This is a genomic window from Bacillus cereus group sp. MYBK220-1 (assembly GCF_051916445.1).
Classification (GTDB): domain Bacteria; phylum Bacillota; class Bacilli; order Bacillales; family Bacillaceae_G; genus Bacillus_A; species Bacillus_A cereus.
In genome coordinates this window covers 825,004-839,724 of record NZ_JBQAGQ010000001.1, presented here as the reverse complement: position 1 = coordinate 839,724, position 14,721 = coordinate 825,004, and the positions used below count along the sequence as shown (strand labels likewise).

Here is a 14,721-nt window from a genome sequence, read left to right as displayed (position 1 = left end):
TCATGAATAGTTAGGGAAAAGATAAAATAAGGTAATCAATTACATATCTTTATTTCATGCTTTTTTGAAAGGGTGTTTTTAATGGAAAAAAAAGTATCTGCCATTCCTCAGCCGAAAACATATGGACCGCTGGGTAATCTCCCATTAATCGATAAAGATAAACCGACCCTATCCTTTATCAAGATAGCGGAAGAGTATGGTCCCATTTTTCAAATTCAAACTTTAAGTGATACCATCATTGTCGTTTCTGGACATGAATTGGTAGCAGAAGTCTGTGACGAAACACGGTTCGATAAAAGTATAGAGGGTGCTTTAGCAAAAGTTCGTGCCTTTGCTGGGGACGGATTATTTACTAGCGAGACTCACGAGCCTAACTGGAAAAAAGCTCATAATATTTTGATGCCTACATTTAGCCAACGGGCAATGAAAGATTACCATGCCATGATGGTCGATATTGCTGTACAACTCGTTCAAAAATGGGCACGGCTTAATCCGAATGAAAACGTGGATGTTCCGGAGGATATGACTCGTCTTACGTTAGATACAATTGGTCTATGTGGTTTTAATTACCGCTTCAATAGCTTTTATCGTGAGACACCTCATCCTTTTATTACTAGCATGACCCGTGCTCTAGATGAGGCGATGCACCAATTACAGAGGCTGGATATAGAAGACAAACTCATGTGGAGAACGAAACGTCAATTTCAGCATGATATTCAATCTATGTTTTCTTTAGTAGATAATATTATTGCTGAACGTAAAAGTAGTGGAGATCAGGAAGAAAATGATTTACTTTCCCGTATGTTAAATGTGAAGGATCCGGAAACTGGTGAAAAATTAGATGATGAAAATATTCGTTTCCAAATTATTACCTTTTTAATAGCTGGACATGAGACAACAAGTGGATTGTTATCTTTTGCAATTTACTTCTTATTAAAGAATCCGGATAAGTTGAAAAAAGCCTATGAAGAAGTAGACCGTGTTTTGACAGATCCTACTCCAACATACGAACAAGTTATGAAACTGAAGTATATACGGATGATTTTAAATGAATCGCTACGTCTATGGCCTACCGCTCCAGCATTCAGTCTCTATGCAAAAGAAGATACAGTGATTGGCGGGAAATACCCAATTAAGAAAGGAGAAGATCGTATTTCTGTTCTTATTCCACAGCTACATAGGGATAAAGATGCATGGGGAGACAATGTGGAAGAATTCCAACCTGAACGATTTGAAGAGCTGGATAAGGTTCCTCATCATGCTTATAAGCCATTTGGAAATGGCCAGAGAGCATGTATCGGTATGCAATTTGCACTTCATGAAGCCACTCTTGTAATGGGAATGCTTCTTCAACATTTTGAATTAATCGATTATCAAAACTATCAGCTGGACGTAAAACAAACATTAACGCTAAAGCCCGGTGATTTTAAGATTAGGATTCTACCCCGAAAACAAACTATTAGTCATCCTACTGTTCTTGCACCTACAGAGGGCAAGCTGAAAAACGATGAAATTAAGCAAAACGTCCAGAAGACACCTTCTATTATTGGGGCCGATAATCTTTCACTTCTTGTTCTGTATGGCTCGGATACAGGTGTAGCAGAAGGTATTGCAAGAGAATTAGCAGATACAGCTAGTTTAGAAGGGGTTCAAACGGAAGTGGTAGCTCTTAACGATCGAATTGGAAGTTTGCCAAAAGAAGGAGCGGTACTTATTGTGACTTCTTCTTATAATGGAAAACCGCCAAGTAATGCAGGGCAGTTTGTGCAATGGTTGGAGGAACTAAAACCAGATGAGCTAAAAGGTGTTCAATACGCAGTTTTTGGTTGTGGAGATCATAATTGGGCTAGTACCTATCAACGGATTCCAAGATACATTGATGAGCAGATGGCTCAAAAAGGAGCAACAAGATTTTCTAAACGCGGAGAAGCAGATGCAAGTGGTGATTTCGAGGAACAGCTTGAGCAATGGAAACAAAGTATGTGGTCTGATGCGATGAAGGCATTTGGATTGGAACTCAACAAAAATATGGAAAAAGAGCGCAGTACTTTGAGTCTACAATTTGTCAGTCGTCTTGGAGGATCTCCTCTTGCACGAACATATGAAGCAGTTTATGCATCTATACTAGAAAATCGTGAACTCCAATCACCCAGCAGTGATAGAAGTACACGACATATCGAGGTATCTTTGCCAGAAGGCGCTACATATAAAGAAGGAGACCACCTTGGAGTGTTGCCAGTTAATAGCGAGAAAAATATCAACCGAATTTTAAAACGTTTTGGGTTAAATGGGAAGGATCAAGTTATACTGAGTGCAAGTGGACGAAGTATAAATCACATACCTTTAGACAGTCCTGTTAGTTTATTGGACCTTCTTAGTTATAGCGTTGAAGTTCAAGAAGCTGCCACTCGAGCACAAATACGAGAAATGGTAACATTCACAGCATGTCCTCCTCATAAAAAAGAATTGGAAGCATTATTAGAAGAAGGAGTTTACCATGAACAAATATTAAAGAAACGGATTTCAATGTTGGACCTTCTTGAAAAGTATGAGGCTTGTGAAATCCGATTTGAACGCTTTTTAGAACTTCTTCCTGCGCTCAAACCGCGTTACTATTCTATTTCAAGCTCTCCACTCGTTGCACACAATCGTCTGAGCATTACGGTCGGTGTTGTTAATGCGCCTGCATGGAGTGGGGAAGGGACATATGAAGGAGTCGCTTCTAATTACTTAGCTCAGCGTCATAATAAAGATGAGATTATCTGTTTCATTCGAACGCCGCAATCAAACTTTGAATTACCTAAAGATCCAGAAACACCAATTATTATGGTTGGGCCAGGTACTGGAATTGCACCATTCCGTGGATTCTTGCAAGCGCGTCGTGTTCAAAAGCAAAAAGGTATGAACTTAGGACAAGCACATCTATATTTTGGTTGTCGTCATCCTGAAAAAGATTATCTCTATCGTACAGAACTAGAAAATGATGAAAGAGATGGATTAATCTCTTTACACACAGCTTTTTCTCGTCTAGAGGGACATCCAAAAACATATGTACAGCATTTAATAAAACAAGATAGAAGCAATTTAATTTCGTTATTAGATAATGGAGCTCATCTTTATATATGTGGTGATGGAAGTAAAATGGCTCCGGATGTAGAAGATACCCTTTGTCAAGCATATCAAGAAATTCATGAAGTAAGTGAACAAGAAGCAAGAAATTGGTTGGATCGTGTGCAAGATGAAGGGCGATATGGAAAAGATGTTTGGGCTGGTATATGAATGTTTCTTAATTAGATACATATTAACTAATGAACTTCTTTCGAATAAATTTCACTTTATTAGTATAGTGTATTTAGATGAATAGTGATTAACCAGACTATTTAAGTATCTACTAAATAAAAAACAGGACCTGATATGCATCTATCAGGTCCTGTTTCACATAGACATTATACATCGATATTTTCCATACATTATCAATGTCTGTAATGTAGTTAGCCTTTTGAGTCAGCTATAAAATCAGATATTATTTTTTCCATATCGAAAGGAGTAATCCCTTTATCCAAAGAGAAAATAGTTTCTGCTTCTTCGATGTCTTGAACGAGTTCACCTCTAGCTTCAATATGTAATCGGAACAAGTCATATAAATTCGGTTTAACTAAATTAGTTAAAGCCTTCCCAACTAGTATCATACCTTTTTGATTAGCCTCGATGGTATTATCATAAGTTAGATCTCTTGTAAGAGATAAATCTGTCCAAATCAATTTTCGTTCCTTTAAGTCTAAAATAACTGGAATAGAGATTTGGGTGTCGGCAGTAATATCCACTTTATCTTGAACAGTAGAAGGTTCAAATATTTCACCTGAACCAGGATATTGACGAACCATCCAACCAGTAAAGCATTCTGGTAAATCTTTATATGGTTGGTCTGTGTAAGAAAGCAAAGTCATGACTACATAGCGTCCACCATATTTCAGCACAGACGGAATATCGAAATCAATGAATTCAGATGCCCCCTTTGGTGCAGAAGTAATATCTCCGCTATGGTAGGCTTTGAAATTTTTTGAACGTAAGTTCGTGAAGGATACATGTTCTTTGTATTGCCAATCTTCGTCGTACATTGCAGCAGACAAATCAATGTCAACACGTCCTGTATGTTGTCCATTCACATAGCCTTCTTTCCACCATAGGAAAAAACGAATCGTATCTCCTTCTGGCAAATCTACTTTACTTCCTCGAGATAATGTACGAAGCGCTTTGCTGGCTGAACGTTGAGAGAAGGGAACTAAGTGATTTTTTAACTGTTCATCCAAAAATACTTTTCCGAGACTTGGAAGTTCTGCGAAGCGATTTTTTAAAGTATCTTCACACATTTTTACAATCATTAAACAAATATCCTCTGAGATAAATGGAAGTGTATTTTCAATACCTATAGCTTTTGCTACATTTCCCTTTGGAAAAAATGTACGAAATTCATTTTTATCATTTCGATGCTTAAAATGAGCCGTGAGTTGAAGTAATACAGGAGTAGAAACGTTTCCTATTATACTTAGAAAATCTTCGAGAATATTGAAAACATCTGTTGACTTATTACTACATAAACGGATTAAATGATCCAAGCGTCTGGCAAATTCCCCCGGGCGAGTTTTTAAAAGATTTTTCGCTGTCATGATATCACGATTCAACAAAGCTGCTTCTATTTTTCCATTAAATGTTTCAACTTTAATGTTGTTGCGAAGAATCTCAAATGCTCGGTGGGTTTTTGGGAAACGAGTATGATATTCTGCTGGATGAAGAATTTCACCTAAACGAATCCAACGTTTTTTGTATCGAAGCATATCTTCGGTAATGTTTCCGCATTGCTCTAACAATCCTAAAAGGAAGCGTCTTTCTGCTCGGTTAAACTTCTTGAATCGAACGGAGGATGCTAAACTCACATCGCCTTGAGATAAAGCAACTGCAAGGCGAAGAACATCAGTTGCTGTTTTAAAATACTTTGCAGCAGCATCGGCTGATATTTTTCTGTTTATTAATAAAACCCCAATTATAAAAGACATATTTTCCTTATGAGGAATTACATTAGGTAGAAAACAGGAAACATCTTCAGTGTGTGTAATAGCCCATTCTACATCTGTCTTATCAGTTGAGGAAATAGAGCTGTTTGCACGAATCAATTGAGAAATCATTTGATTGAAATCTTCTTCACTTCCTAAGTCAATAACTTTCAAATCAACGCTATCTAAAAGAGGAAGTCGTTCTTCTACTTTTGATACAGGTAGGCGCAACGTCACATAATGAATAACGGCATTGGTGTATAAATCAGCGTCACTTAAATCCATCATTTGTTGCGGAAAGTTTGGATACATAGGAGTAAACTGAATATGTGCACCAACCATTTCTTTTAAATGTTTTACCAACTCCTTGTAAAACGATGTGAATGCATCAACCGAAAGTGTTTGCAACTCTTCTATTAAAGGCTCAGAAAAAGTAAATCCTAAACTTTCCAAGTTTTTTAAAACAGTGGCTAAATACATGTTCGGTAGTTTATTTTCTTCTCTTTTTATAATTACTTTCAAACTTCTTCTTATGTAAATAGAATTTTTCATGAGAACGCCGATTATTCACTCCTTATAAAAGAGGGGAATAGTCCGACTGTCCTCCTTTCAGTGGTAGATTTTTATTTTTACATGCATAAACACACTAATTGTAGAAAAATGCACAGAGGGTATAAAGCTATTTTTTAGTGAAAAATTAGGGGTATAACATTTAGTTGTTAAGTGGTAATTTGTTAATTAAGAAAAGAAAACCTCTACATCAATGGTTGATAAACTAAAGTTTATTCAATCCCAAAGAAGAAAGAGGTTTTATAGTCTAATTATTTTTCATAGGAAATTGACAACTCTAAAACAATTTGAAATTTCTACAAAGAAGGAAGAATTGTCATAGCCTATGTGTTTAGCAGGAAAGTAACATCCCTATTTCGCCAAAGAAGTTAGAAGGAAGGAACGTCATAGCCTGCTCTATTAGTATATTCTCATGCGAAGAGCAATTCAAGTATACTGTCTGATTTTTTATATTTTTCTTAAAGGGGAATTTTCATGTTTATCCCGCATTAACGGGTAGCCCGATTGGTGAGGGGGATTAAAGTTTCACTTTATAAATAGGGAGATCATCACATGCCCTTTTTATAATACTATTACGGGAGGATTTTTATTTTTGATATATTATACCATTTATTTGATGGTATAATATGGTATTGGTTCTATGGAATGGAGTTGAATGAGTATTATAAATACAAAAGGTGAAATTAAAAAAACGAAAAGAAAAGTATTACTAACTATACTTACTATGTTAGTAATTATAATTGGATTTGGATATTGGAAACTTTTTAGTTTGCAAGGTGTTCCAAAAGGGGAATTAATTCGAACAGTGGAATCTCCAGATGGAAAATATCTCATCAAGACTTATTTTCATAATGCAGGATCATTAAGTGCGGATGCTGTTAGGGGTGAATTAGTTAACCTTGATACAGATTCAGAGAAAAATATATATTGGAATTATCCAGATACCGATCCATATATTGAATGGGTAAATAAGAATATTGTTAGAATTGGAGATCAAACTTTAGATATTTCACAGAAAGAAACCTATGATTGGCGTGATGATGATAAGCACGTTAAAGAAATGCCTAAACAGTTTAGTAGATAAAACAAGAAAATTTAAATTTATTTAATCTTATTCGTTTAACTATAGATAGGATTATATGAGTGAAAAAGTCCATTTAGATCTTCTAAATGGACTCTTTTAGGTTTCTAGATACGACTACTGATAAAAATGGAACAAACTTGTTACTTAGGTTGTCTATTAAGTATACGTATAAAACAGGTGTTCATGATAGTTCAATCATTTGATGAAAAGTGAGATGCAAGAAGAGTGATATCCGATACACTCTTTAATTGTATCGATATGTATAACACCTAGAAAAACTATATATTCTTGAAAGAGGTTGAAAATGTATGATAGTCTTAAACAAGTTTTTTAACATTTTACATTACAAAAAGATGGTACCTGTAGTATTTCTTTCATGTGCAACGCTTATAGGCTGTTCCGATGGCAATACTCAGTCTGAATTACCTAAACAAACAAAACAAACAAATCAAACCAAACAAGAAACTACTGGTAATGATTCTTTTGCTAAACTTGAAAAAGAATTTGATGCTAAACTCGGTATTTATGCATTGGACACTGATACGAATCAAACCGTTACGTATCAATCAGATAAACGGTTTGCATACACATCTACCCACAAAGCTTTAGCTGTGGGAGTACTTTTACAAAAGAAATCAATAGAAGATCTAAATCAAAGAGTTTTGTATACTCGTGAAGATCTTGTTAATTACAATCCAATTACAGAAAAGTATGTTGATAGGGGTATGACTCTGAAAGAGCTTGCAGATGCTTCCCTTCGATATAGTGATAATACTGCGCAAAATCTTATTCTTAAACAATTAGGTGGACCTAGTGAATTCAAAAAATCACTGAGAGAAATAGGAGATACCGTTACAAATCCTGAACGTTTTGAACCAGAGTTAAACGAAGTGCATCCAGGAGACGTACATGATACTAGTACCCCAAAGGCATTAGCTACTAGTCTTCAGGCTTTTGCGCTAGGAGATGTACTTTCAACTGAGAAACGGGATTTATTAATAGATTGGATGAAAAGGAATACTACGGGAGACAACTTAATTCGTGCTGGAGTTCCAGGAGGATGGGAAGTAGCTGATAAGACGGGCTCGGGATCTTATGGAACCAGAAATGATATCGCAATTATTTGGCCACCAAATAAAAAGCCAATTATTCTTGCGATACTTTCTAATCATGATAAAGAGGATGCTAAATACGATGATAAGCTTATTGCAGAAGCAACCAAAATAGCGCTGGGTGTCTTAAAAGCTAAAAATAAATAATAATAGTATTAGTTATTGAAATTTTCTTGTTTTTTCGTCACAATACTGTGACGGTCTTTTTGTGTATTTTACAAAAGATCGTCTTAAGTAAAGAAAGAAGATAGAAACCATCTCTATTAAGTTTATTAACTAAGTAACAACAAATATATGCTTTATTGAATACTTATTGCATTTAATGTGGAGGAATAAAATGGAGTCGAAAATTCTTATTGTTGATGATGATAAAGAGATTAGAAATCTTATCTCGGTATATCTGGAAAATGAAGGTCTAAAAACTCAAAAGGCAGAAGATGCTATACAAGCTTTACAACTGTTAGAAGAAAAGGACTTTGATTTGATTATTTTAGATATTATGATGCCGAATATGGATGGCATTGAAGCATGTATGAAAATTAGGGAAGATCGCAATATGCCTATCATTATGCTATCTGCAAAATCTGAGGATATAGACAAAATTCAGGGCCTAGCCTCTGGTGCAGACGATTATTTATCAAAACCGTTTAACCCACTAGAATTAATTGCTAGGGTAAAATCCCAATTAAGAAGGTTCAAAAAATACAATACGTCCATAGAACATAATAAAAGTATTCTAGAAATTGGTGACTTAACCGTGAATACAGATACTCGTCAAGTATGGGTAAGGGGAAAAGAAACAAGGTTAACTCCAAAAGAGTTTGCTATTCTCGAACTACTCGCCCGCAACAAAGGGATTGTCCTGAGTGTAGCAAAAATATATGAAGCAGTTTGGAAAGAGGTTTTTTATAAATCAGATAATACCGTTATGGTGCATATTACAAAAATAAGAGACAAAATTGAAGAAGATTCTAAACATCCCATTTATATTAAAACTGTTTGGGGAATTGGGTATAAAATATGAAGAATGTTAGTTTCAGAAATAAGATTATTATAAAACTTCTTGGTGCTGTTGCAATTAGTTTTTTTATTTCATTTGGTTTAACAATCCTCATTGTGCAATACGTCATAGATCCATTTTTTATAAAACACGAAGATTTTGGCATGTTTGAAGTGAGACTCGCAATGTTGTTCTTATTTACGTTCGCAATCTTAAACTTTATAGTAATCTTTTTGCTATTGGTTCGAAAGAAAATAGTATATTTGAAGCTCATTTCGGAAAATGTGAATGATATTGCAAATGGAAAACTGGGTTTAACAATTGGGATTAAGGGGAAGGACGAATTGACCCAACTTGCTCAAAATATCAACTATATGTCCAAGGAATTGGAGAATACATTTGAACAAGAAAGACAATTAGAACGTACAAAAAATGAACTTATCACCAATGTATCTCATGATTTACGCACACCTTTAACATCTATTATTGGCTATATAGATTTATTAAAAAGAGGGCAATACAACAGTAACATACAATTACAGGAATACCTTGAAACCACGTATTCAAAGTCACAGAGACTGAAATATTTAATTGATGAGCTGTTTGAGTATACTCGTTTATCAGGTATAGATGCTAAGTTAAACCTTAATGAAGTTGATTTATCAGGTTTGTTGGAACAAATAGTTGGAGAATACATACCTATATTTGAAAAGGAAAATTTAATCGTTCAAAGATCTATCGCGGAAGAAACAATACCTATCTTCATAGATGTAGAAAAAATGGTACGTGTATATGAAAATCTCTTTATGAATGCGATAAAGTACAGCATGAAACCATCCGAATTATCTATATGTCTTGAACTAATAGGTAACAAGGCAATTTTGAAAGTATCAAATAAAGTCGAGAAACCGCCTGTTAGCGATCCAAATAAATTGTTTGAAAGGTTTTTCAGGGGGGACAAGGCAAGAAAAGATGACCAGGGAAATGGACTGGGGCTTGCTATTTCAAAAAGAATTGTTGAACTTCATCATGGTAATATACATGCAGAATATAAAGATGGTTGGATGTCTTTTATTGTTGAACATCCAATTAGATAGAAAGCTTATGGAACTACAAGTTCCATGAGCTTTTTTTAAAACTTAAGAAATCTTAAGGATTTTACGGGGTGTTTCCTAATTTTCATAGTTTATCATGGGTGTATTCAAAGTGATGAGGTGAGCAAAGAAGATAAAAGGAAAGATTTCATTGTAGCTTATTGTAATGAAATAAAAAAATGTAGGAGGATATAAATGATAAAGCCAGTTGTAGATGTAAAAAACATTCAAAAATTGTACGGTAAAAAAGGTGAGAATCAATCACACGCATTAAAAGGTGTATCATTCTCAATTCAAGAGGGAGAGTTTGTTGGTATTATGGGGCCTTCTGGTTCTGGTAAAACAACATTATTAAATGTAATTTCAACGTTAGATAAAGCGACAGGCGGCGTTGTTGAAATTGCAGGAACGGATATTACGAGGATGAAGCAGGGTGAACTTTCTGATTTTCGTTCACAAAAGTTAGGATTCATTTTCCAAGACTTTAACTTATTGGAGAATTTATCTATCTATGAAAATATCGCACTCCCACTTTCACTTCAAGGTGTTTCATCTCGTAATATTGGAAAGAAAGTAGAAAAAGTAGCTGATATGTTAGGCATTACAGCGATACTTCAAAAATATCCTTCTGAAGTATCTGGTGGACAAAAGCAACGTTCCGCAGCAGCACGTGCGTTAGTTCATGAACCAGCAATTATTTTGGGAGACGAGCCGACTGGAGCCCTAGATTCTAAAAATGCAACGAGTTTACTTAATGCCATGACAAGCTTAAATAAAGAGCAAGGTGTATCCATTATGATGGTTACGCATGATCCTTACAGCGCAAGTTACTGTCAACGTATTTTATTCATTCAAGATGGTGAGTTATATAAAGAAATTCATCGCGGTAGTACCCGTGAAGAATTCTATAAAGAAATTTTAGATGTGCTTGCAAACTTAGGCACACAAAAAGCGTAAGGAAGGAAGTTCAATCATGTTATTTAAGCTCTCTATGTCAGGCCTAAAAAGTAAGTTGCAAGATTACATTGTTTTACTTGTTGGTCTTATTGTCTCTATTTCAACTTTTTATATGTTTCAAACGCTAGCATCCAATAAAACGTTCCTTGAATCTAACTCTTCTATTAGGGATATTGTGGCTGTCTTTAAAATTGGTTCCGTTTTGTTAGCGATTATCACATTTTTCTATATTTTATATGCAAACTCTTTCTTATCAGCTCTTCGTCAAAAAGAATTTGGTATGTATATGATGTTAGGAGCAAAAAAGCATAAAGTTACATTACTTATGTTTATCGAAACAATCATATTAGGTGCCACCTCTCTTTTGATTGGAATTACAATTGGTGTAGGACTTGCAGAAGGTATCGGTCAGCTATTAATGAAACAACTCGAGTTTGCTGGTGAAGGTTATAAAGCATTTTATCTGCCATCTATAGCTATTACTTGCATCTTCTTCTTTGCACTCTTTGTATTATCTGCAATTATGAATAGTATTAAATTATCTCGTATTTCTGTACTGCAACTTGTACATGCTGATGAACAAACAGAACGTGTTGCCATAAAAGGAAAAATGACAGTTGTAGTTGCATTCCTTGGTATTCTTTTATTGGGTATTGGTTATGCATCACTTATTTATATATCATATGCAAATTCGCTAATTGTTTTGGGGTTAATGGCCGTTGGATTAATCTCAGCAACCGTTGGTACTTACCTTATATTTGGATCACTTCTTCCAGTTATGATTAACAAGCTAAAGAGTAATAAAAAACGTAGTGAAAAAGGCCTTAATGCTTTTACTTTTGCACAATTAAATTTCCGCATTAATAGTCTAACAAATGTGCTTGCAACAGTAGCAATTTTAGTGGCTCTTGGTGCTGGTGGAATTGCTTGTGGTATGGCATTTAAAAACAACATCCTAAAAATTACAGATCAAATACAAATTTACGATTCAGTTATTCATAATCCAACAGCGGAAGAAAAGACAATTTTGGGTAGTATCTTATTTCAAGAAAAACTTGAATATCATTACAAAGTTGATGATAGATATGTTTATTATCTTAAAGAAGATGTAGAGAAAAATCGCCCTTTCTTGCAAGGTATGAAAATAGAGAAAGTTTCAGAGGAAATACCAATTGGTGCATTTTCAATAAAACGGGCTGAAGGAGAGACAGACACAAAACAATGGATTCAGGCTTTCAGAACAATCCAGCCAAATTATTTATATCCTGATTATGAAATGAAAATTGTAGACTATAACATATACAATGGATTGAAGGGTAAAGAAAGTATTGTGTTTATGGGGAAAACAGATGATTTTGGATCATACATAAAAGAATGGAAAAAACTTGATGAATTACAGATAGCAAAATATAAAAATGTGGAAGAATTGGGTAGTAAGTATCAAACATATATTATGAGTCATGATTTTGCCAGCGGACTAATGTTTATGGGTTTCTTCGTTGGAATTGCATTTTTAGCAATGATGGCAAGCTGCTTAATGTTTAAAGTTCTGTCGGGAGCATCAAAAGATGTAACACGTTATCAAATGCTTCATAAAATTGGTGTTCGCCGAGAGTTATTAACAAAATCAATTTATAAAGAGTTATTCTTCATATTCTTATTCCCAGCAATTGTAGGGATTACTCATATATTAGTTGGTATGAACATGTTTAGCCCTCTTGTAATCAATCCGTACTCCCGCATTTGGTTACCACTTGTTATTTTTGTAGTAATTTACTCGATGTATTACTGGATTACTGTTCAATTATTTAAAGGAATTGTACTCCCTAAAAAAGATTAATGTAATGATGTTGTTTATCCCGCATTAACGGGCAGCACGATTGGTGAGGGCTGATAATCAGTGGGGGATGAACAAACCCCACTGATTAAAGTTTCACTTTATCTTTTACTGTACCTTGTAACTACATTTTACCTTGCTGTAGAGAAACAAAAAAACATTTTTCTTATTCAATAATTCCAATTTCTAGAGCCTTTTGAACAGCTTCTTCTTTGTTACGGACTCCCAGCTTTGTATAAGCTGTAGAAGCATAATTTCTGACCGTACCATTTGATAAATATAACCTTGATGCTATGGTAGTGTATCGAAGTCCCTTTGCTACTAGCTGCAATATTTCTATCTCCCTAGCTGTTAGCTCATAAGCGGTTGCTTTTGATTGTGGTGTCTCTTTTTGCTCATCAAATTTCTCAAATATTTTGTGAGACATTCCTTGATCAATCAGTGTCCCACCTTTGTGAATAAGTCGGATCGTATTAGCTAGCTCCAATGTTTCAATAGATTTGAGTAAAAAACCATCCGCACCGTTGCGAAGCGATTCCAACGCCTGTTCGGTATCCTGAAAAGTGGTAAAAATCAATATGCGGATATGTGGCCATTGTTGCTTAATCTTTTTGGTTGCTTCGACTCCATCCATGTGTTGCATATCTAAATCCATAAGTATAACATGAGGCTGAAGGCGCCCACACAAATCGATGGCTTCATTGCCATCCTCGGCCAAACCGACTACATTTAAATCTTCATATCTATCGAGTAGTGTTCTCAAACTTTCCCGAACAAACGGCTGGTCGTCTACAATTAACAAACGAATAAGTCCATCTTTTATTTCAGTTTGTCGCGGTATGGTACATGTAACAAGCATTCCTTCATCTGGCTTTGTATATACAGACAATTGACCTTGCAAATTCATTGCTCGTTCTTTCATTGCATTCAGACCGAAGCCTTCCTGCCATTCTACATTTCCTTTTCCATTATCTTGAACTTCTAATCTCGTATATTGTTGTTCAAACTGCAATGAAACTATAATTTCAGTTCCTTGACCATGACGTACTGCATTCGTAAGGGACTCTTGTAAGCAACGAATGAACGCTATCTTCGCTTGCCGAGACATTTCATATTCCTCTCCGTATGCCCGAAAACTTACATTAACCTGAGCGTGCTCCTGAAATTCGGCTCCAAGATTTTGGAGAGATTGAATTAAGGAAGGCGATTGGCAAGGAGACTCCATTTGATGTAGGTAACCTCTCACGTCCTCGATGCTTTTACGTCCCATTTCAAGCAGAGAATCTAGCCTCTGTATACCCATTTCAGTAGCAAGTTCGGTGCGCAACGTTTCCATCCCCATAATAATAGAAGTATAAGCGTGACCAACTGTATCATGAAGCTCACTTGACAGTCGGTTTCGTTCTTCCGCCAGTGTAATGCGTTCAATTTGAGACATATATTGCTCAAGTACTGCGTTTTGTTTACGAATTGATTCATTTTGTTTATGATTGACGATTAATAAATGAAAAGCGAAGCCCATTACATATGCGAATCCATAATAGGTGACCATAATCCAATAGCTATTACTTGGTGAGACCGCATAGAAAATTCCAGTTGTTGCAAAAACTGTTATTGGAGCTGTCCAATAATAGGACAAATGCTTACTATTCGCAGCAATTAGAAACACTGATATAAGAAATGTGTTGTAAGCCCCTGGAAATAATGAGGTTAAATATATACATAGTCCACCATACAACAGTATTTCTGTGAACAAATAATATTTATAATTGAATAGTAAGGCTACCCATGGAACAGAGAAGGCAATAATTTCCCAAAGAATAATAATCCAAAGTGGTAATGTTAAACCATCCTGAAAATTTAATGTAGCTAGAATGATAGACACACTAGCAAGTAGGCGTACCCCTAACATAATCCAATCATACCAAAACCAATACTTAACCATATCTAACAAGTCCTTTACCCCCTAAATAGCCTACCATTTTACTTCCTATATTATAATTTAATCCTTCCTGC

9 protein-coding genes are annotated in these 14,721 nt (G+C 35.2%); 7 read left to right on the top strand and 2 right to left on the bottom strand.

Going from position 1 to position 14,721, the window contains the following annotated elements; translation table 11 throughout:
• Positions 1-81: 81 nt before the first annotated feature.
• Positions 82-3,279: a bifunctional P-450/NADPH--P450 reductase gene (gene cypD, locus ACTFRU_RS04220; protein WP_088362215.1), complete on the top strand. Its 3,198-nt coding sequence runs from the start codon at positions 82-84 to the stop codon at positions 3,277-3,279.
• 212 nt (positions 3,280-3,491) lie between these two features.
• Here the strand turns inward: cypD and ACTFRU_RS04215 are convergent, their stop codons facing one another.
• Complete coding sequence (locus ACTFRU_RS04215) at positions 3,492-5,603, bottom strand: TerD family protein (protein WP_434712345.1); 2,112 nt, start codon at positions 5,601-5,603, stop codon at positions 3,492-3,494.
• A gap of 673 nt (positions 5,604-6,276) precedes the next feature.
• Between ACTFRU_RS04215 and ACTFRU_RS04210 the strand changes: the two genes are divergently transcribed.
• From ACTFRU_RS04210 to ACTFRU_RS04185, 6 genes are all read left to right on the top strand, one after another.
• Positions 6,277-6,705: a DUF5412 domain-containing protein gene (locus tag ACTFRU_RS04210; RefSeq protein ID WP_016122830.1), complete on the top strand. Its 429-nt coding sequence runs from the start codon at positions 6,277-6,279 to the stop codon at positions 6,703-6,705.
• Between the two features lie 308 nt (positions 6,706-7,013).
• The gene (gene bla, locus ACTFRU_RS04205) at positions 7,014-7,964 is read left to right on the top strand and encodes a class A beta-lactamase (protein WP_102956203.1); all 951 of its coding nucleotides are present in this window, start codon (positions 7,014-7,016) and stop codon (positions 7,962-7,964) included.
• A gap of 190 nt (positions 7,965-8,154) precedes the next feature.
• The gene (locus tag ACTFRU_RS04200) at positions 8,155-8,841 is read left to right on the top strand and encodes a response regulator transcription factor (RefSeq protein WP_075678214.1); all 687 of its coding nucleotides are present in this window, start codon (positions 8,155-8,157) and stop codon (positions 8,839-8,841) included.
• Positions 8,838-9,914, top strand: coding sequence for a HAMP domain-containing sensor histidine kinase (locus ACTFRU_RS04195; RefSeq protein ID WP_102956202.1), 1,077 nt, complete (start codon positions 8,838-8,840; stop codon positions 9,912-9,914). Before ACTFRU_RS04200 ends, ACTFRU_RS04195 begins: the two co-directional genes overlap by 4 nt.
• A gap of 192 nt (positions 9,915-10,106) precedes the next feature.
• The gene (locus ACTFRU_RS04190) at positions 10,107-10,868 is read left to right on the top strand and encodes an ABC transporter ATP-binding protein (RefSeq protein WP_000595170.1); all 762 of its coding nucleotides are present in this window, start codon (positions 10,107-10,109) and stop codon (positions 10,866-10,868) included.
• 16 nt (positions 10,869-10,884) lie between these two features.
• Positions 10,885-12,708, top strand: a complete 1,824-nt coding sequence (locus ACTFRU_RS04185; RefSeq protein ID WP_102956201.1) for an FtsX-like permease family protein — start codon at positions 10,885-10,887, stop codon at positions 12,706-12,708.
• Positions 12,709-12,871: 163 nt separating this feature from the next.
• Here ACTFRU_RS04185 and ACTFRU_RS04180 read toward each other — a convergent pair whose 3' ends face one another.
• On the bottom strand, positions 12,872-14,659 hold the full coding sequence (locus tag ACTFRU_RS04180) for a helix-turn-helix transcriptional regulator (RefSeq protein ID WP_102956200.1): 1,788 nt from the start codon (positions 14,657-14,659) through the stop codon (positions 12,872-12,874).
• Between the last annotated feature and the right edge of the window lie 62 nt (positions 14,660-14,721).

Coding starts and splice junctions, on each gene's coding strand:
- ACTFRU_RS04195 (WP_102956202.1), top strand. CDS start 8,838: ATGAAGAATGTTAGTTTCAGAAATAAGATTATTATAAAACTTCTTGGT.
- cypD (WP_088362215.1), top strand. CDS start 82: ATGGAAAAAAAAGTATCTGCCATTCCTCAGCCGAAAACATATGGACCG.
- ACTFRU_RS04190 (WP_000595170.1), top strand. CDS start 10,107: ATGATAAAGCCAGTTGTAGATGTAAAAAACATTCAAAAATTGTACGGT.
- ACTFRU_RS04215 (WP_434712345.1), bottom strand. CDS start 5,603: ATGAAAAATTCTATTTACATAAGAAGAAGTTTGAAAGTAATTATAAAA.
- ACTFRU_RS04200 (WP_075678214.1), top strand. CDS start 8,155: ATGGAGTCGAAAATTCTTATTGTTGATGATGATAAAGAGATTAGAAAT.
- ACTFRU_RS04210 (WP_016122830.1), top strand. CDS start 6,277: ATGAGTATTATAAATACAAAAGGTGAAATTAAAAAAACGAAAAGAAAA.
- bla (WP_102956203.1), top strand. CDS start 7,014: ATGATAGTCTTAAACAAGTTTTTTAACATTTTACATTACAAAAAGATG.
- ACTFRU_RS04185 (WP_102956201.1), top strand. CDS start 10,885: ATGTTATTTAAGCTCTCTATGTCAGGCCTAAAAAGTAAGTTGCAAGAT.